Below are 19,278 nucleotides of genomic sequence, written 5' to 3' on the forward strand. Positions count from 1 at the left end.
CGGTGCTGATCGCCGTGCTGACAGCGTCGATGCGGGTCAGCGCAACCGGCGCAGGGCCCGCTCGGCGGCGTTGGCGCCGCACATGCCGTGTGCGCCGGGGCCGGGTGGGGTGGCCGCCGAGCACAGGTAGTGGCCGGGTAGGCCGATGTCATAGGGCTGCAGGGTCTTTCGGGGGCCGAAGATCAGTTGAGGAATGTCCTTGGCGCCGGTCATGATGTTGCCGCCGACGTAGTTGGGGTTGTAGTCGGCGAAGCCGGTCGTGGTGCGGGTGGTCAGGCCGACCACGCGGTCGCGGAAGCCGGGGGCGAAGCGTTCGAGCTGGGCGATGATCGCCTCGGTGGCGTCGCCGGTGTAGCCGTTCGGGACGTGGGCGTAGGTCCACACCGGGTGCACCGAGCCTGCCGAACGCTGGGGGTCGGCGAGGTATTGCTGGCCGACCAGGACGAACGGACGATCGGGCATCCGGCCCGCGTGGATGTCGCGTTCGGTCGCGGCGATCTCGGCGAACGAGCCGCCCAGATGCACGGTGCCCGAGCGGCGGGCCGCCTCGGCGGTCCACGGGACGCCGCCCTCGACCGCGAAGTCGACCTTGAAGGCGCCGGGGCCGTAGCGGAATCGCCGGTAGGCGTGGGCGATTCGGGCCGGGAGCCGGTCGCCGACGATCTCGGCGACCGCGGTCGGCGCGACGTCCCAGAGGGTGAGGTCAGAGGGTGGCAGGTCGGCGAGAGTGCGCACCCGGACGCCGGTTTCGATCTTTCCGCCGTGATCGGCCAGGACCGCCGCCATGCTGTCGGCGATCTGCTGGGAACCACCGACCGCGACCGCCCAGCCGTAGCGGTGTCCCGCGGTCAGGATGCCGAGCCCGACGCTGGCGCTCAACGGCCGCTCGAGCGGGTGGAACGCGTGCGCGGCCACACCACCGAACAGCGCACGGCCCGGTTCGGTGCGGAAGGCGCGCGCCAGCAGACTGGCGGGCGCGGTCGCGGGAATGCCGAAGCGCGCCAACCGGATCGGATGCCGCGGAATCCGCAGCAGCGGCCGCATGATGTCGGTGCCGGTCTGGTCGTAGCCCGCGACCGGCCCCTCGAACAGCGTGCGCCACAACCGTTCGTCGGCACCGAGGCCCGCGGCGGTCTCGGTGACCGAGCGGTGCAGTACACCGGCGGTGCCGTCGTCGAGCGGGTGGACGCAGTCGAGTTCGGCCCACGCCCACCGCAATCCGTACCGCTCCAGATCGACGCGCCGCAGGAACGGCGACCCCACGGCCATCGGATGGATGGCCGAGCAGTGGTCGTGCAGCAGACCGGGCACGATCGCCTCGCTCGAGCGGGTGCCGCCACCGATCGTGTCGGCGGCCTCGAGCACCGTCACCTCCACGCCCGCCCTGGCCAGGGTGATGGCCGCGGCCAGTCCGTTGGGGCCGCTGCCGATCACAGTCGCCGTTGTCATCGACTCGTCCTCTCGTTCTCGATCCGCGCTCGCTATTCGGCGGGCTGGGCCACGGTGTCCTGGTGCGGGGTGACCGTGCCGCCGACGTCCTCGCGCCGCCAGGTCACCCGGTGCGGGATGGGCCCGTTCGGCAGCCACGGCATGGCCTCGACCGCGTCGGCGACCCGCCAGGTACCGCGTTCGAGCACGCCCAGCGCCGCGTCGACCACCATGTACTGCTGGGTGTCCTGGTGAATCGGCTGCGACTCCACCCACACCACGATCCATTCTCCCGGTGCGAACCCGACCCGCGCCTGCACCGCGTCGATGAGATCGAGGTTGTGCAGGTGGCCGTCACCGAAGTTGAAGCCGATCAGCGAGTTGCAGGCGAACTCGGCCTCGCGCACGGTCCAGCGATCGATCTCGGGAATGTGCTTGTACAGCAGGGAGAACAGCCCGCGGCCCTGGCTGTGCATGGAACGCCAGGCGATGGTCTGCTGCATGGTGATCTCGGCGATCGCCGGCGGGTATCCCATGGCCAGCAGCTGGTCGACCTGATTGTCGGCGGGACGCCGCGCGATGGTGTTGAGCTTCGCTTCCGCGCCGGGCGCGAAGGCCCACAGCGCCGAGGCCCAGTTGCCCGCGTACTGGCGCATGGACGGCAGGAACGACACGAGGTCGGGGCGCAGATTGCCCAGGACGGGGAAGAAGGCGAGCCCGGCCGCGATCGCCACCGTCAGCCACGGCGAGGACATGTCGAACACCCCGTAGCCCGCCGAGTTCGGGAAGCCGAGGAACAGGAAGACGGTCAGATAGGCGAACAGGATGTTCCACTCCAGCGGCACCGCCAGCGGGAAGGTGGAGGTGATGAACAGGTGGAAGACCACCATCATCACGACACCTGCCAGCGTCAGCCAGTAGTTCGTCGCGAACAGCAGCACGATCGGGGTGATCACCTCGACGGTGGTGCCGCCGACGTGTGCCATGAACGAGGCGACGCGCGAGGGGCGGATATCGCGCGGGAAGTCACGGTAGTGCGCGCGCTTGATCGACCGGAACGGCATGGACGGGCTGTTGGAGACCATCGGCGGCACCACATTGGTGAAGTGCTTGCCGAACTTGGAAGCACCGGCACCGACCCACACGATGACGATCAACAGCTTGGCCGCGATGATCATGTCGGTGAACGGCAGCACCGCGAAGAACAGCAGTGCGGGCAGGTACTGCTCGCCGCGCGCGGCCAGGAAGATCGTCTTGTCGCGCAGTCCGCACAGGATGTACAGCACGATCGGCGCGATCAGCAGTGCGGGGCGCACCAGCCCGGAGGTGTTGTCCGGCAACGCTTCCAGCAGCGCGGCGGTGGTCCGTCCCGGTGCCAGCAGCGCGACCAGCAGGGACGCGAGGAAGCTCAGGTACAGCACCACGTCCAGCAGGGTGCGCGAGTCGCCGTCGGTGAACGGCACCCGATGCCACGGCCGCAGGCGGATGCTGCCCAGCCGGGCGAAATACAGCACGCCGCCGGTCATCGGCTTGAACTTGCCTGCCAGCGGTCCCCACGAACCGGCGACACCGATCGCTTCGAGCAGCACCGTCCACAGGACCAGCTTCTGGTAGACGATCGGCTGGTTCCACCACTGCGCCACATCCCAGAACGGGCCGGTACCGGAGGTGGCCGTGGCGATCAGGACGCCGCCGAACATATACAGCACAAGCAATTTCGCGATGTAGATGGTGTGGATCATCTTCGGCGTGCCGAAACCGTATTCCGCCCAGTGCAGTGCCAGCGTCCGCATGCGTTCCCGCAGTGGTAGATCCAGAAATGTGTCGGTGTCCACCGGCGGGAAATCTCCCGTCTTGAATCCCATGGCTCGATCCCTTTCTTCCCTGATTCCGGGCGCGGACGACCGCGACCGAAAGTCTGTCTTTCGTTCGAATTGAGCTGGTGCAGAACCGCTCAGACGCGTGCGGCGATGACCCGCAGCTGTTTCTTGTCGATCTTGCCGACGGGGTTGCGCGGCATCTCCGCGGTCAACACGATCGCGGCGGGCACCTTGAACGTGGCCAGCTCCGCCCGGCAGTGCGCGGTCAGCTCCTCGACGGTGACCGTGGCGTGTGGCGCGGCCACCACGTGGGCGACGGGTACCTCGCCCAGCACGGCGTCGGGCACGCCGACGACGGCGGCTTCGTGGACCGCCGGATGGCGGTAGAGCGCGTTCTCGATCTCCTTGGGGTACAGGTTCTCCCCGCCCCGGATGATCATGTCCTTGATACGGTCGACCAGGACCAGGTAGCCGTCGGCATCGAAGTAGCCGACGTCGCCGGTGCGCAGCCGCCCCGCCACCACGGTCTTGGCGGTTTCCGCAGGCTTGCCGAGATAGCCGCGCATCACGTTCGGGCCGCTGATGACGACTTCCCCGGGTTCGCCGGGCGCCGCCGGCTCGCCGTCGGGATTCATGATCGCCACCGTCTGGCCGGGCAGCGGTACGCCGACGGTGCCCGGCTTGCGCGGGCCCGCCACCGGATTGAGAGTGGAGGCGCAGGTGCCCTCGGACAGTCCGTAGCCCTCGACGATCGGGACACCGTAGCGCTGCTCGAAGCGGGCGATGAGTTCGGCGGGCATGGGCGCCGCGCCGCAGATCGCCAGCCGCAGCGAGGACGTGTCGGGGCGCTCGCCGTCGGGCTGGGCCACCAGCATCGCGTAGATGGCGGGTACGGCCGAGAAGTACGTGGGACGGACCCGTTCGACGATGTCGAAGAACCCGGACGCGGAGAACTTGCCCGCGATGGTGGTGCGCCCGCCCGCCAGCAGCGGGGACAGCACGCTGACGACAATGCCGTTGACGTGGAACAGCGGCAGGATCAGCAGGCTGTGATCGCCGTCGTCCAGGCTGAGCGCATCGATGATCATCGTGCACATGGCGGCGAGATTCTCGTGCCCGAGCAGCACGCCCTTGGGTCTGCCCGTGGTGCCGCTGGTGTAGATGATCAGCGCCAGGCTGTTGTGCGGCGTGGCCACGGCGACCGGGCCCACCGGCTCGGCCAGTGCGGCGACGTCGAGGGTGACCGCGGCCCGATCGGGGTCGCCGATCACGACCTCGGCGCCGGAATCCTGGATCTGGTAGCGGATGTCGTCGTCGGTGAGACCCGGGTTCACCGGCGTGACCGCGGCGCCGAGCCGCCAGGCGGCGAACAGCGCGACGACGAGTTCCACCCGGTTGGGCAGCACGACCGCGACGACATCGTCGGCCCGCACACCCGCCCGGTGCAGGACCGCGGCGGCCGCCTCGACCCGCGCCAGGAACTGCGCGTTCGACAGCGCGCTGGTGTCGTCGGCCACGCTGTGCCCGTGCGGGTCGGCCGTGGCTCTGACGTCGGGCAATTCGGCGATGTGTCGCATGATTCCTCACCGGAGATGAATGTGATCTGGATTACATATCTCAAGGTAGGGCGCGGATACGGCGCCGACTACGGGCCCGCGGACCAGCGTTGCGGCGAGGTGTTGTGCCACGAGCACAAACAGCGCCGTTCGCCCGCTCACCGGGGGTACTGTCTGCGGCCATGGCTCTCGACAACGATCCGCTCGTGCGGGAGGTGGCGCTGCGGATCAAGACGGATCTGGAGCGGTTGGCGCCGACGATGATCTCGATGTTCGTCGAGGTCATTCCTGAATTCCGGCACGACGACGAGGTGCGCAGGCTGATGGTGGCCAGCACCGACTCCAACCTCGCCGCGATCCTGGACATGCTGACCCTCGACATCGGCCTCGACGACATCACGGTGCCGCCCGCCGCCGCCGAATACGCCCGCCGCTTCGCCCAGCACGGCCTGTCGCTCGAGGCGCTGCTGCGCGCCTACCGGCTCGGCGAGAACATGTTCGTACAGTGGACGATGACGCAGCTGGCCGAGCTGAACCCGCCCACCGATGTCGCCCTTGCTGCCGCGGCGCGCATCGCGTTTTTGGTCAACAGCTACATCGACCAGGTGATCGAGGGCCTGATCGACATCTACGCGAGCGAACGCCGTCGCTGGGACGCGCGCACCGACGCCGCCCGCGCCGCCCAGGTCCGCGCGGTGCTCGACGCCGACGATCTCGACGTGTCCTCGGCCGAGCAGATGCTGTCGACCTCGCTGCGCGGCTGGCATCAGTTCGCGATGCTGTGGACCCCGCCCGGCACCCGCGAACCCGGCGCGGTGCTGCGCGCGGGCACCGCCCTGCTGGCCGCCGCGACCGGCAAGACGCCGATGACCGTCGAAGCCGACGACCACAGCCGGTGGGTGTGGATCTCTTCGGTGTCACGCCCGGCGCTCGACACCGAGGAACTGGTCCGGGCGCTGCGCGCCCAGCCGAATCTGTGTCTGGCCCTGGGTGATCCGGCCAGCGGCCTCGAGGGTTTCCGCCGCACCTTCCGCGACGCCCAGCGCGCACGCACCGTCGCGCTGGCGACCGGCAGGCGCGGGCTCACCGGTTACCGTGAGGTGGCGCTGTCCGCCCTGTTCACCGACCGCGTGCCCGAGGTGCAGGCGTGGGCGAGCCGGGTGCTCGGCGGGCTGATGGCCGAGGACGACACCGCCGCGCGCCTCCGCGAAACGGTCCGCGCGTTCCTCGACGCCCGCGGCAGCTACACCGACGCCGCCGCCCGGCTGCACGTGCACAAGAACACCGTGCATTACCGAGTGCGCAAAGCCGAAGAGCTGCTGGGCCATCCGCTCACCGAACGCAGGCTCGACATCGAGGTGGCGCTGCTGGCCTGCGCGCAGCTAGGGCTACCTAGGTCATGACCGGTCCCTCAGATGCGCGCGGCGGTGCCGTGGCGGGCGGGTGTGGAAGCTGCGCGCGATCATCGCCGAGCGCAGCTGCCACAGTCCCGAGCCCTGTGCGGGGTCGAGTCCGGTGAGGTGGGCGACGCGGCGGATGCGGTAGTCGACCGTGTTGGTGTGGATGTGCAGGAGCCGGGCGGTGCGCTGGCGGTTCATGTTGTTGGCGATGTGTACGCGCAGCGTCTCATAGAGCTCGGGGTGATTGTCCAACGGGCGCAGCAGCTCTCCGAGTTCGGCGCGGCCGGGGCCGGGGCGGGTCAGCTGGTATTCCAGGGCCAGGTCGGCGAACCGGTAGAGGCCGGGCGGGCAGTCGAGACGTTCGACCATGTCCAGCAGTTCGTGTGCGCGCTCGGCCGCCGCCGGGATCTCGTCGGTCGCCGCGGGCACCAGCGCCGCCATGATGTCGACGCGCGCGGCGCGCGAGAGTGACTCGACGAGGGTGTCGAGTTCTTTGCCGGCCAGCAGATTCGCGGGGATCAGCAGGGTGCCGCCGTCGACCGAGAGCAGCGCCAGCGCCCGCTCGCCGCAGCGTTGCGCGAGCGCGGCCTGCACCCGGCGCAGCGTGCGGCGGGCGACGACAGCGCCGTCCATCCGGGAGTCGTGCTCGTCGGGATGTGCCTGGATCCACAGCGCCAGCACCGAATACGCGTCCGCGACAGCGATTCCGCACTCGCGGGCCATCGTCGCGGTCGGCTTTCCCGCGAGTAGCGCGGAGGCGAGCGTGTGGACCGCCGTGTGGTGTTCGCTCGCGACTTCGCGGTGCTCCCTGATGTAGGCACGGGACACGGTGGTGCACATCAGATCCGAGGTGGCGACGGCCTGGCGGAATCCGTCGAGCAGACTCGCGTGATCGTCGGTCGAGGCGAACTCCATTCTCCGGCGCAGGCTTTCGTGGACGGCGTGCAGGACGATGTCGATCGGGATCCCGTCGTGCGCCCAGCCCGCGGCGGCCACCGCGAGCTGGTCTGCCTTCTCCGCGACGTCGTGGCCGTCGAGGATCTCGCCGGCGATGTCCACGCAGATCCGGGTCACCGCGGCGTTCTCGCCCGCGGTCGCGTCGACCGGCCGGGGCCGGTGGGCCGCGGCGTCGTCGGCGACATGGCCGACGAGCCTGCCCGGGCGGGTACGCAGATCACGCATCGGCCGCGAGATCGGTGGATGGTCCAGGTGGATGGTCATCGTCGACTCCTCCTCGTTCGCTGTGTGCACGACTGTAGGCTGAGCGACTGCTCACCTTCTACTCCTCTTCGGCAGCGTCCCGTTGATCTCATCGCAGGGCTCTGATCTGCGAATATTCCGTGAACGACAGCTGGCGGCAGAATCTGGATCGGCATTTCGGAGACCGATGCTCAGTTTTCGGTGATCCCTTTGAGCGGACGTTGTTTCCTGTGCTGCATCGACATGTTGTGGTCGGCACCAGACCGCGGACGGCCGCACCTGGAAGGTGCCCAGACTCGGAATATCTGATCCCGGTCCCGCGAAATCCGGCCGTACCTTGACGGGAAATCGCCGTTCTCGCATCCGATGATGAGGTGCCGTGTGGGTATCGACCACGCCGAGCGTTTCCGTCTGGCGGCAGGCACCCGTGTCGCCGTGATGACCGTCGCCGCAGTGCTGGGAGTCAGCAGTAGTGACGCGATGGCCGCGCCGGACGTTCCCGTCGACACCCCGGTTCCCGTGCGGGCCATGGCGGCGGCGCAACCCGCCGCCAACGGGTCTCGCCTGGTCACCGCGCGCCAGGGGCCGGGGCGTCTGGTCGACCTGATGGTGCACTCGGAGTCGATGGGCCGGTCCATCGCGGTGGAAGTGCTTCCGGCGGCGGATAATTCACGTCCCGCGCCGACCCTGTTGCTGCTCAACGGAGTCGACGGCGGAACCGACACCGGCATCTGGACCGACGGCAGCAATTGGCTCACCAAGACCGACGTCGAAGAGTTCTTCGCCGACAAACAAGTCACCGTGGTGATGCCGGTCGGCGGCGGGGCGAGCTTCTACACCGACTGGCTGGCCGACGATCCTCGGCTCGGCCGACACCGCTGGACCACTTTTCTCACGAAAGAACTTCCGCCGGTGGTCGACTCCGCCTTCCGCGGCACCGGTGCGAGCGCGGTCGCCGGGCTGTCCATGTCGAGCGCCGCCGTCTTCCAGCTGGCCATCGAAGCACCGGGAACCTACCGCGCGGTCGCCGCCTACAGCGGCTGCGTACGCACCAGCGACCCCGGCGGTCAGGCGCTGGTCGACGCGGTGGTGATAGGGCACCAAGGCAATCCGTTCAATATGTGGGGTCCGCCGACCGACCCGCGCTGGGCCGCCAACGACCCCTACCTGCGGGCTGCCGAACTTCGGGGGACCGCGGTCTATGTGGCCACCGGCAACGGCTGGCCGGGATCGCTGGACACCCTCGACGGCCCGGGAATTCACCGCAATCCGGTGAAGCTGGCCGACCAGCTGCTGATCGGCGGTGTCCTGGACGCGGTCGCCGATCTGTGCACGCGGCAACTGCGGGATCGACTGCGGGAGCTCGATATTCCGGCCACCTTCGACATCCGGCCCAGCGGCACCCACTCCTGGGGCTACTGGGAACAGGACCTGCACAAATCGTGGCCACTGCTCGAGGCCGCACTCACCCGCTGAATCACGCGCCCGGCCGCAACGTCCCATCGATGAGGGGCAACTTCAGCGTGGTTCGGCCGAGACCGGTGCGGAGTCTTCGGAGGGCGCGACGGCAGGGGGAGCGGGTCGGCTCGACCGGGTCATCCAGGCGGGCGCCCACCAGCAGGCGTCACCGAGCAGCCGCATGGTCGCGGGCACCAGCAGCACCCGCAGAATCGTGGCGTCGATGAGCAGCGCCGCCACCATGCCGAACGCGATGTACTGCATCATCAGCAGATCCGACAGCGCGAAGGCGCCGGTGACGACCAGCAGGATCAGTGCCGCCGCGGTGATGATCCGGCCCGTCTGCGCGATGCCTGCCCGCACCGCCTCGGTGGTCGTCGCGCCTTCCGCCCGTGCTTCGACGATGCGCGAGAGCAGGAAGACCTCGTAGTCGGTGGACAGGCCGTAGATCACCGAGACGATCACCACCAGAATCAGCGCCATGATCGGCTGCGGCGTGAAGCCGAGCAGGTCCGCACCGTGCCCGTCGATGAAGATCCAGGTGAGAATGCCGAGCGTGGCGCCGAGCCCGAGCAGGTTGAGCGCGGCGGCCTTCAGCGGCAGGACGAGGGAGCCGAAGGTCAGGGCGAGCAGGGCGGTGGTGGCTAGGAAGACGAGCGCGATCATGAGGGGCAGGCGGTCGACCAGCGCGTCCAGGCTGTCCATGTCGACCGCGGGCTGGCCGCCGACCAGCAGCGTGGTCCCACTCGGCAAGGGCATCGACCGCAGATAGCCGATGGTCGCCTCGGCGTCGCCGGACGAAGCGAGGACCGTCTGTGAGGTGAGCACCTGCGGCTGGAACGGTGACTGCATCAGGGCCGGAAACGGCGTGGCGAGGCCGGGCGCGTGGTTGGCGGCGGCCAGCACGGCGTCGCCGGACTTGGTGTCGAAGGTGACGACGACCAGGTCGATCGGGTCGATCTGGCGCAGCGGGAACAGCTCGTCGAAGTGCTGCTGGGCGAGCCGTTGCGGGTGCTCCGGTGGCAGGAACCGCTCGCTGATCGACCCGAAGGCCAGATTCTGCATCGGCAGGATGAGCAACAGCAAGCCGATACACACCGGAAGCGCCACCGCGAGTGGACGTTTCATCACACCGTCGGCGACGCGGCCCCACAGGTTCCCGGCCACCTGGTCCGGCGGAGCGGTCTTGCGGAACCAGTCGACGCCGAACCGGTCCACCCGCCGCCCGATGACCGACAGCAGGGCGGGCAGCAGCGTGATCGAGGTGAGCGCGGCCAGTGAGACGGTGATGATCGCGCCATAGGCGAACGACCTCAGGAAGCCCTGCGGGAACACGAGGATGGCCGCGGCGGCCACCGCCACGATCGTGGCGGAGAACAGCACGGTGCGGCCCGCGGTCGACATCGCCCGCCGCACCGCGTCGTCGACCTCGCGACCCGCAGCGAGCTCTTCCCGGAACCGGCTCAACACGAACAGCCCGTAATCGATCGCCAAGCCGAGGCCGATCATCGAAACCACGGGGGAGACGAACGAATTCACCTCGACCACCGTCGTCAGCAGCCGCAGCAGACCCCACGCGCCGAGCATGGTGAGCCCGCCGATGATCAGCGGCAGCGCCGCCGCGACGACGCCACCGAACAGGAAGAACAGCAGGACCGCCACCGCCGGGATCGCGAACAGTTCCACCCGCCGCTGATCGTGGGCCATGGTGTCGTTCAGCGCACCCGCCACCGGCTGCCCACCGGCGACCTCGACATCGATGCCGGGGAACTCGAACGCCGAGGCGACCGCGCGGAAGTTGCGCATCTGCGTGGTGGCGTCGGTGCCGCTGACGGCGACCGAGGCGAAGGCGTGCGCGCGGTCCGCCGACCCGAAGATGTCGGGCAGTGCCAGGCCGGTGTCGGTCGGCCAATAGGCGCCGTTGATCCGATCGATCTCGTTCGGGAACCGTTGCGGCAGACTGTTCAACTGCGCGACGACGGTGCCGGCGAATGCCGGATCGTCGATCGTTGTTCCCTCGGGTGCGTGGAACAACAAAATGACGTCGCCGCTGTGATCGCGCCCGAATGTCCGGTCACGCAATTGCGTCGCGCGCACGGATTCCGACGACGGATCGTCCCAGCCGCTCGAACTCACGTGCTCGCCGAGACCGATTCCGTACCCGCCGAGGGCAAGTAATCCGGCCACCAGCACCACGATCACCGTCCATCGCCTGCGCACCATGATGTCGGCCCACTGTGTCAACTCGGCGAACACGGTCGCCTCCCGCCTGCCGTCGCTGCTCGGTTTGGTCGAACATGTCACCGTCCACGGCCGCCGAGGCGGCGAAAAGCGAACGTTCCGGCTGGTCACAACAGGTGTCCGAATTCTGTTGTGATCCTTACCTTTCAGCCCGCCTGAACCCCCGCGGTGGCGGGATTGGGCACCGTCACAACGCCTCGCCGCAGAACCCGTCGGAGTTTCCAGACGTCCGGATTCGCGCCGATGTCGCGGCGGTGGGCTCCTACGTTTGGCATCAGGGGTCGAATGCGGAAGATCGCGGGAAATCGACCGTGGCGCCGAGAGGAAATTGCGTGTCGGACATTGCCATTGTGGGTATCGGATGTCGTTTCGCGGGTGGCATCGATTCGCCGGAAACGTTCTGGGACTTCGTCGTCGACAAGCGCGACGGTGTCGTCGATATTCCGGCGGACCGGTGGGATTACCGCCGATATTACGATCCCGAGCCACGCACCCCGGGGCGCAGCTACACCAAACGCGCCGCGTTCATGACCACCGATCCGTGGGAGTTCGATCCCGACTTCTTCGGTATCTCCCCGCGCGAGGCCACCGTCCTCGATCCGCAGCAGCGGTTGCTGCTCGAGGTGACCTGGGAGGCTCTCGACGACGCTGGAGTCGCGGGACGCTCGGCCGGCGAACAGGTCGGCGTCTACGTCGGCGGGTTCGTGGTCGACCAGTCCGTCATCGGTGTCGTCGGTCCGGCACTGTTCCACACCGACATGCACACCCCGGCGAGCGCGTCCTACACGATGCTGTCGAACCGGATCGCCTACGCGCTCAACCTCGTCGGTCCCGCGATCACCGTGGACACGGCCTGCTCGTCATCGCTGGTGGCGTTCCACCTGGCCTGTCAGGCGCTGGCGAACGACGACTGCCGCGTCGCCGTGGCGGGCGGGGTGAACGTGATGCTGCAGCCGGAGACCTTCGTCCTCATGTGCAAGGGCGGTTTCCTCGCCACCGACGGCCGCTGCAAGTCCTTCGACGCCGCCGCCGACGGTTACGGCCGCGGCGAGGGCGCAGGCATGGTGGTGCTGAAGAAGCTGGACGACGCGGTGCGCGACGGCGATCGGATCTACGCGGTCGTCAAGGCCACCGGCGCCAATCAGGACGGGCGCACCACCGCCATCACGGTGCCGAACGTCGACTCGCAGGAGGCGCTGGCCCGCGCCGTCTGTGCCCGGTCGGGGCTCGCCCCCGACGAGATCACCTATCTGGAGGCGCACGGCACCGGAACGCTCGTCGGCGATCCCGTCGAATTGCGGGCGCTGGGCCGGGTTTTCGGCACCGCCTCCGGGCGCACCGGGACCGTCGGGGTCGGTTCGGTGAAGGCGACGATCGGGCACACCGAGGCCGCGGCGGGCGTGGCCAGTGTGATCAAGGCGGCGCTGGCGATCAGCCACCGCACCCTGCCGCCGCAGGGCTGGCTGGACACCCCGAACCCGGATATCCCGTTCGGCGAACTGGGCCTGCACGTGCAGGTCGACGCCCGGCCGCTGCCGCTGGGCGCGGGCCCGATGTCGGTGGCGGTCAACGGTTTCGGCTACGGCGGCACCAACGCGCACGCGATCCTCACCGAGTTCGCCGGACCACGACAGCCCCCGGCCGCGGCCGGCGATCACCTCGGCATCTTGCCCATCTCGGCCCGCAGCACCGCCGCCGCGCGTGCGCTCGCGGGCGGGTTCGCCGACCTGCTCGCCGCGGGCGCCGACCCGGACCACCTCGCGGAAGCGGCGTGGACTCGGATGGCCCACCACCCGTTCCGTACCGGCGTGCTGGTCGGTGACTCCACCGAGGACCTGGTGCGGGAGCTGCGCAAGTACGCGGCGGGGGAGGGGCGTGACGCGTCGCGCACCATCGTCTCCGGTACCGCGGAGCCGGTCTTCGTGTTCTCCGGGATGGGCCCGCAGCACTGGAAGATGGGCCGGGACCTGCTGACCGCGGGCGGGGTGTTCGCCGCTGCCGCCGCGGAGATCGATGCCGAGTTCCGCGCGGTCGCCGGCTGGTCGATCGTCGAGGAACTGCTGCGGCCCGAGGACGAGTCGCGCGTGACCCGCACCGAAGTGGCGCAGCCGGCGAACTTCCTGATCCAGGTGGGGCTGGTGCGCGAGCTCGCCGCGCGCGGCATCACCCCCGCCGCCATCGTCGGTCACAGCGTCGGCGAGGTGTCGGCGGCCTATGTGAGCGGGATGCTGTCGCTGCGCGATGCGGTGCGCGTCGCGTACCACCGCGCGCGACTGCAAGCGACCACCGCGGGCACCGGCGGGATGTTCGCCGTCGGCACGACCCGTGATCAGGCGCAGGCGCTCGTCGCCGGCGAACCGGGTATCGATATCGCGGCGATCAACAGCCCCACCGCCGTCACGCTGTCCGGCGACGCCGAACGACTCGACGAGATCGCCGAAAAGCTCACCGAAGACGGAGTTTTCGCGCGGCGGTTGCGGGTCGAGGTGCCCTATCACAGCCGGTTGATGGGACCGATCGAAGACGAACTGCGCACCGTGCTCGCCGATCTGACACCGCGACAGCCCACCGTGCCGCTGTATTCGACGGTGACCGGCGAGCTGGTGACCGAGGCGAACTGGGACGCCGAATACTGGTGGTCGAATGTGCGACAGCCCGTCCGCTTCTTCGATGCCATCGGCCGCCTCATCGGCGCGGGCAGCCGGATCTTCCTCGAAGTCGGTCCGCATCCGGTGCTGTCTGGCAATATTCGCGAAGCATTGCTCGACGCGGATGTGAACGGCACGACCGTGGCGACGTTGGACCGCGAACAGTCCGACTCGGAAAGCCTGCGCCGCACGCTCATCGGCTTGCACGCCGCCGGCGTCCTCGACCGGGACCTGCTGTTCCCCGCCGACCGGCCCGCGACCCCGCACCTGCCGCTGCCCCGGTACCCGTGGCAGCGCACGCGCCTGCACGCCGCCCTGCCACTGTTCGAACAGGCCAGGCTCGGCACGCCCGACGGGTACGCGATGCTCGGCGACCCGGACGTGGAGGGCAGGCCGGAATGGCTGCTGCAGGTCGGCACCGAACTGCTGCCCTGGCTGGCCGACCACGTCGTCAACGGCATCAAGATCATGCCGGGCGCGGCCTATCTCGACGCGGCGCTCAGTGCCACGGCGTCGCGGATCGGGATGAAACAGGTCGCACTGGAACAGGTCAGGTTCGTCGCACCGTTGATCATGGGCGCACCGGATGTGCCGCTCGTGGCGATGAGCGTGGAGGAGGCCAGCGGCCGCTTCCTGATCAGGTCGCGCAGTGCCACCGGGACCGCGTGGACCGTGCACGCCTCGGGCCGGACCCTGACCGGCAGTCACGAGCAGACGACGGTCACGGTGCCCACCATCGACGTCGGTGTCGATGTCGACCCGGCGATGTTCTACGCGGGCCTGGCCGCGGCGGGCCTGCAGTACGGTCCCTCGTTCCAGCGGGTGACCTCGGTCCGGGTCGGCAAGGACGTCGTGGTCGCCACCGTCGACGGCAGCATCGCCGCGGCTTCGGGGCATCTGGCCCACCCGGCCGTCGTCGACGCGGCCATGCAGTGCGCCGCCATGCTGTTCGCCGACGAGCGGATCAACGAGGGGGTGATGGTGCCCGTCGGCGTCGCGGCGGTGCGCCTGCTCGCCGAGCTTCCCGAGACCGTCACCGTGGTCGCCCGGCGCGACCCGCACGCGCGCCTGCGCGCCGATGTGGAGCTGCTCGACCAGGACCGGAACCTGGTGGCGCGCTTGACCGGATTGCAGATCGGCGCGCTGAAACCCGGCGACGACCCGCTGCATCGGATGGCCGACTTCTACTACGGCGACACGATGGAGGAACGCGATCCCGTCGACCCGGCGGCGTTCGCGGATGCGGGCCCGGCATCGATGCTGATCGTCGCGCTCGGCGAGAGCAGGCTGGCGGTCGAGCTCGCGGCGGAGGTGCCGTCGTCGCAGGTGTATGTCGCGCATCCGGCCGATCCCGCGCTCGAACAGGGCTTGGTCGCGAGGCTGCGCGACGCGACGACCGACCCGGCGCAGCGACTGCACGTCTGTGTCGTGGTCGGCGAGGTGACCGACGATCTGGCCTACTTGTGGACACTGAAACGGATCGCGGTCACCGTGGACGAATTCGCCAATCCACCCGTCGAAGGTGGTGCGCCGCAGTCTGTTTTCGGTGACGGGGTCGTGCACGCGACGCTGGTCACCGAACGTGCCTTCACCCTGCCCGACAGCGACGTCGCGCCCGATCCGCGTCATGCGGCGCTGGCCGGGGCCAGGCGGGTGCTGCTCAACGAGCAGACACCGCTGCGCTGGCGGCTGGTCGACACCGAACCCGCCACCCCGGTCGCCGATGTCGTCGCCGAACTCGCGGTACCCGGCGCGTTCTCCCACGACAACTGCGACGAGGTGCTGTTGCGCGCCGGAAAACGGTGGGCGCCGGTGGTGACCAAGCCGCTGCCGGAGCGGCTCGAAAGACTCGACACCGCAGAGCCGTTGACCGACCCGGAGGCGAATTTCGAGCTGGACACACCGCGGACGCGGCTGCTGTCGCAGGTGGCGTGGCGGGAATGCCCGCGCCCCGCACCCGGTCCCGGCGAAGTGGAAGTCCGGATGCAGGTCATCGGACTCAACTACAAGGACCCGCTGAAGATCATCGGGCTGCTCGGCGAACGGGAACTCGCACCGACCTACTTCGGCACCGTCCCCGGCATGGAAGGCGTCGGGACCGTCGTCCGCGTGGGCACCGGCGTCGACGATGTCGCGGCCGGTGACCTCGTCGCCGTGGCGTCCAAGGGCATGATGCGCCGGTTCGCCGTCGTCGACCGGCAGCTCGTCGTCGCCCTGCCCGCAGGCACCGATCCCGGCCACTGCACGAGCACCATCGCCTTCGGCACGGCCGAGTACGCGCTGCTCGATCTGGCCCGGCTGCAACCGGGCGAGACCGTGCTCATCCACGGCGCCGCGGGCGGTGTCGGCACGGCCGCCATCCAGGTGGCCAAGGCACAAGGTGCCCGCATCATCGGCACCGCGAGCACGCCGGAGCGGCGCGCCCACGTGCTGGCCATGGGTGCCGATCACGCGGTGAACTCGCGCTCGCTCAACTTCGTCGACGATGTGCTGGCCCTGACCGACGGTGCGGGCGCGGACGTGATCGTCAGCAGCGCGCCCGGGGAGATACTGCGGCAGAACTTCAATGCCGCAGCCGAATTCGGCCGGATCGTCGAGGTCGGCAAGGCCGACATCTACACCGGCGGTCTGCTGGAACTGGCCAACTTCGACAAGAACCTCGCCTACTACTCGATGGACCTCGACCGCCTGGTCGCCGTGCGCCCGCAGCGGCTGGCGCGCCTGCTGGAGCGGGTGTTCGAGAAGGTCACCGAGGGTACCTACACGCCGCTGCCATACCAGATGTTCGAGACCGAGGAGGTCAGCAAGGCCTTCGAGGAGACCTTGCGGTCCTCGCGGCTCGCGCGGATCGCGGTACGGATCGATACACCCGAGCCCGCCGTGCGACCTTATCTTCCGCACGTCGAGATCGACAGCGCCGCAAGCTATCTCGTCACCGGAGGGTTCGGCGGCTTCGGGCTGGCGATCGGGCGCTGGCTGGCGCTGCGCGGCGCCCGCAGGCTGGTGCTGGCCGGGCGCGGCGGTGCGCGCACCGAGGAGGCGCGGCGGCAGCTCGAGGCCTGGCGCACGCTGGGGCTCGAGGTGATCGAGGAACTCGTCGACGTCACCGACACCGCGGCCGTCGCCGGGGTCGTCGCCAGGGCGCACAGCCCCGAGCATCCGCTGCGCGGGGTGTTCCATGCGGCGGGCGCCGTCGCCGACAATCGCCTCGGCAAGATGGAATTCGACGAGCTCGACCGGGTGTACCGGCCGAAGGTCCACGGTGCGCAGGTCGTGCACCAGGCGGTCGCCGACGCGGGCATCACGCTGGACATGTTCGTGCTGTGCTCCTCGGGCGGTTCGATGTACGGCATCTACGGCCAGTACAACTACTGCGCCGCCAATGTCGCGGTGGAGGCGCTGGCCGAGCAGTGGACCAGGGCAGGCGAGCGCGCGCTGTGCGTCGGCTGGGGTCACCTCTCCGGCGCGACCGGCGGCATGGCGGCCGACGAAACCGCCGAGAAATACCTCGATCTGGTGGGTTTCGGGCCGATCGACATGGCCGATGCCACGGCGTACCTGGAACAGACCCTCCGACTCGGGGTCACGCGCGCGGCGATCATCCCCACCGACTGGGGCAAGCTGACCGGCACCTTCCCGCAGTTGACCCGCACCGGCCGCACCATCGCCCTGGCTCAGGCCTCCGCCAAGGACACCTCCGAACTGGCCCGGCTCCGCGAGGAACTGGCCGCCATGGAGGAGACCAAGCGCGGCCCGCACATCGCCCGGCTGATGGCCGAGGAACTGGCCGTGGTCATGGGTGTGGCGGTGGAGTCGATCGATATGACGATTCCGGTGCCCGAGCTGGGCCTCGACTCGTTGATGGCGGTGGAGCTGGGCGCCCGGGTGACCAAGACGCTGGGCATCGACCTGATGTCACTGCAGATGGGCCGGTCGTTCAGCTTGGAACAGGCGGGTCCGAAGGTGGCGGAACTGGTCCTCGCCTCCGAACCTGTTGTGGCCGAGCCGCTTCCGGACCGCGAAGAGCGCCACCAGGAGAACTGGGTGGTCGAGCCACGTGAGGTGGTCGGCGACCACGCGCTGGCCGTCTCGCGCTGAGGACGAACGGGGCAATCACGGTGGTCAACTTCGGACTGATCGACGAATGGGAGCCGTCCCCCGGCCGGCTCGTGACCTGGTTCGCCACACCGGAATCGATCCGGCGCGCGGCGGCGGCGCCGGTACATCCCGCACCGCCCTCGCTCCAGCAGGAACAGTATCTGCGCCTGGCGGACCGGCATTCGGGCGCGAACTTCCGCTTCTCGGGACTGTGCCTGGTCACCGCCGAGCTTCCCACCGGCGACCTGGATCGCGACGCCATGACCCGGGTGATCAACGCATTCCTGCTGCGCCACGACACCTTTCGCACCTGGTTCGACGTGGAGGGTGGCACGGTGCGGCGGCACCTCGTTCCCCCGGACGACGTCGACTTCCAGCCGATCGACTACGGCCACATCGACGACCCGGCGGCGATTCGCAACCACGTCGAGAAGACCACCCCCGACCCGTTCCAGTGGGACTGCTTCACCTTCGGCGCGATCGAGCACGGCGAGTCGACCACCGTCTACCTCGCGGTCGACCACCTGCACACCGACGGACTGGGGCAGTATCTTTCCGCCGCGGACTTCGCCCAGCTCTACGCCGCGCAGATCTGGGGCGAGGCCGAACCACCGTTGCCCGCCGCGAGCTATCTGGACTACTGCGTCACCGAGCGTGCCTACAGCGACCGGTTGACGCTGGCGTCGCCCGGGGTGAAGAAGTGGCTCGAATTGGTGCGGGGCAACGACAACGCACTGCCGACGTTCCCGCTGGACCTGGGCAAACGCTCCGACGGCTACCAGCGCAGTGCGCACCGCAGTATCGAGCTGCTCGACACCGAGGAAGGGGACCGGTTCGAGCAAGTCTGCCGGGCCAACGGCGCCGAATTCGTCGGCGGCGCCTTCGCCGCCGCGGCACTGGCCGAACGCGACCTCACCGGCTCCGACTACTACTTCGGCATGACACCCATCAGCACGCGCACCTCGGCCGCCGAGAACGCCTCGGTCGGCTGGTACGTGACGCTGGTGCCCGTGGCCTTCCCGCTCGGACGGCGCACACCGCTCTCGCGTGCGCTGACCATCGCCCAGCGGGCCTACGAGAACGGACTCCGGCTGGCGCCCACGTCCTTTCACCGGGTGCTGGAATTGCTGCCCGCCGACTCCGAGATCAAGGCGGAGCCGGGCTGGGTGACGCCGATGATCTCGTTCATCGACGCCCGCGATTTCGTCGGCCACGAGTTCTTCGACGAGATCGAGGCCGGGGTGTTCGCCAATCGGGCCGCGTCCGAAGAGGTGCTCATCTGGATCAACCGGTTGCCGAGCGGGACCTCGCTGAGCGTCATCTTCCCCGATACCGCCGTCGCGCGGGAATCGGTGGGCCGCTATCTCACCGCCATGAAATCGGTGTTCCCGGCCATCGCGGCCGAACCCAGCTGACCCGAGGAGCCCGT

The 19,278-nt window shown here is 69.1% G+C and carries 9 protein-coding genes; 4 read left to right on the top strand and 5 right to left on the bottom strand.

The window, feature by feature from the left end:
• Positions 1 to 36: 36 nt before the first annotated feature.
• From IEY60_RS29590 to IEY60_RS29600, 3 genes are all read right to left on the bottom strand, one after another.
• On the bottom strand, positions 37 to 1,587 hold the full coding sequence (locus IEY60_RS29590) for a phytoene desaturase family protein (RefSeq protein ID WP_373291788.1): 1,551 nt from the start codon (positions 1,585 to 1,587) through the stop codon (positions 37 to 39).
• A complete protein-coding gene (locus IEY60_RS29595; protein WP_189033806.1) occupies positions 1,482 to 3,293 on the bottom strand; it encodes a DUF3556 domain-containing protein in 1,812 nt (603 codons plus the stop codon). Before IEY60_RS29595 ends, IEY60_RS29590 begins: the two co-directional genes overlap by 106 nt.
• Before the next feature lie 89 nt (positions 3,294 to 3,382).
• The gene (locus IEY60_RS29600) at positions 3,383 to 4,825 is read right to left on the bottom strand and encodes a class I adenylate-forming enzyme family protein (protein WP_189033807.1); all 1,443 of its coding nucleotides are present in this window, start codon (positions 4,823 to 4,825) and stop codon (positions 3,383 to 3,385) included.
• A gap of 161 nt (positions 4,826 to 4,986) precedes the next feature.
• Between IEY60_RS29600 and IEY60_RS29605 the strand changes: the two genes are divergently transcribed.
• The gene (locus tag IEY60_RS29605; RefSeq protein ID WP_189033808.1) at positions 4,987 to 6,207 is read left to right on the top strand and encodes a PucR family transcriptional regulator; all 1,221 of its coding nucleotides are present in this window, start codon (positions 4,987 to 4,989) and stop codon (positions 6,205 to 6,207) included.
• Here the strand turns inward: IEY60_RS29605 and IEY60_RS29610 are convergent.
• Positions 6,202 to 7,425, bottom strand: coding sequence for a PucR family transcriptional regulator (locus tag IEY60_RS29610; protein WP_189033809.1), 1,224 nt, complete (start codon positions 7,423 to 7,425; stop codon positions 6,202 to 6,204). The genes IEY60_RS29605 and IEY60_RS29610 overlap by 6 nt on opposite strands.
• Before the next feature lie 417 nt (positions 7,426 to 7,842).
• Between IEY60_RS29610 and IEY60_RS29615 the strand changes: the two genes are divergently transcribed.
• Positions 7,843 to 8,880: an alpha/beta hydrolase gene (locus IEY60_RS29615; protein WP_189033919.1), complete on the top strand. Its 1,038-nt coding sequence runs from the start codon at positions 7,843 to 7,845 to the stop codon at positions 8,878 to 8,880.
• 42 nt (positions 8,881 to 8,922) lie between these two features.
• Here the strand turns inward: IEY60_RS29615 and IEY60_RS29620 are convergent, their stop codons facing one another.
• Positions 8,923 to 11,118: an MMPL family transporter gene (locus IEY60_RS29620; RefSeq protein WP_189033810.1), complete on the bottom strand. Its 2,196-nt coding sequence runs from the start codon at positions 11,116 to 11,118 to the stop codon at positions 8,923 to 8,925.
• Positions 11,119 to 11,435: 317 nt separating this feature from the next.
• On the opposite strand from IEY60_RS29620, the gene IEY60_RS29625 reads away from it, so the two are divergent.
• Together IEY60_RS29625 and IEY60_RS29630 are read left to right on the top strand one after the other, a co-directional pair.
• Entirely contained in the window at positions 11,436 to 17,849 is a 6,414-nt protein-coding gene (locus tag IEY60_RS29625; RefSeq protein WP_189033811.1) for a type I polyketide synthase, read from the top strand.
• 20 nt (positions 17,850 to 17,869) lie between these two features.
• Positions 17,870 to 19,264 carry a condensation domain-containing protein gene (locus IEY60_RS29630; protein ID WP_189033812.1) on the top strand — a complete coding sequence of 465 codons (1,395 nt, stop codon included), beginning with the start codon at positions 17,870 to 17,872 and terminating at the stop codon, positions 19,262 to 19,264.
• Positions 19,265 to 19,278: the final 14 nt, after the last annotated feature.

The sequence above is a fragment of the Nocardia rhizosphaerihabitans genome, assembly GCF_014646295.1.
Lineage (GTDB): Bacteria > Actinomycetota > Actinomycetes > Mycobacteriales > Mycobacteriaceae > Nocardia > Nocardia rhizosphaerihabitans.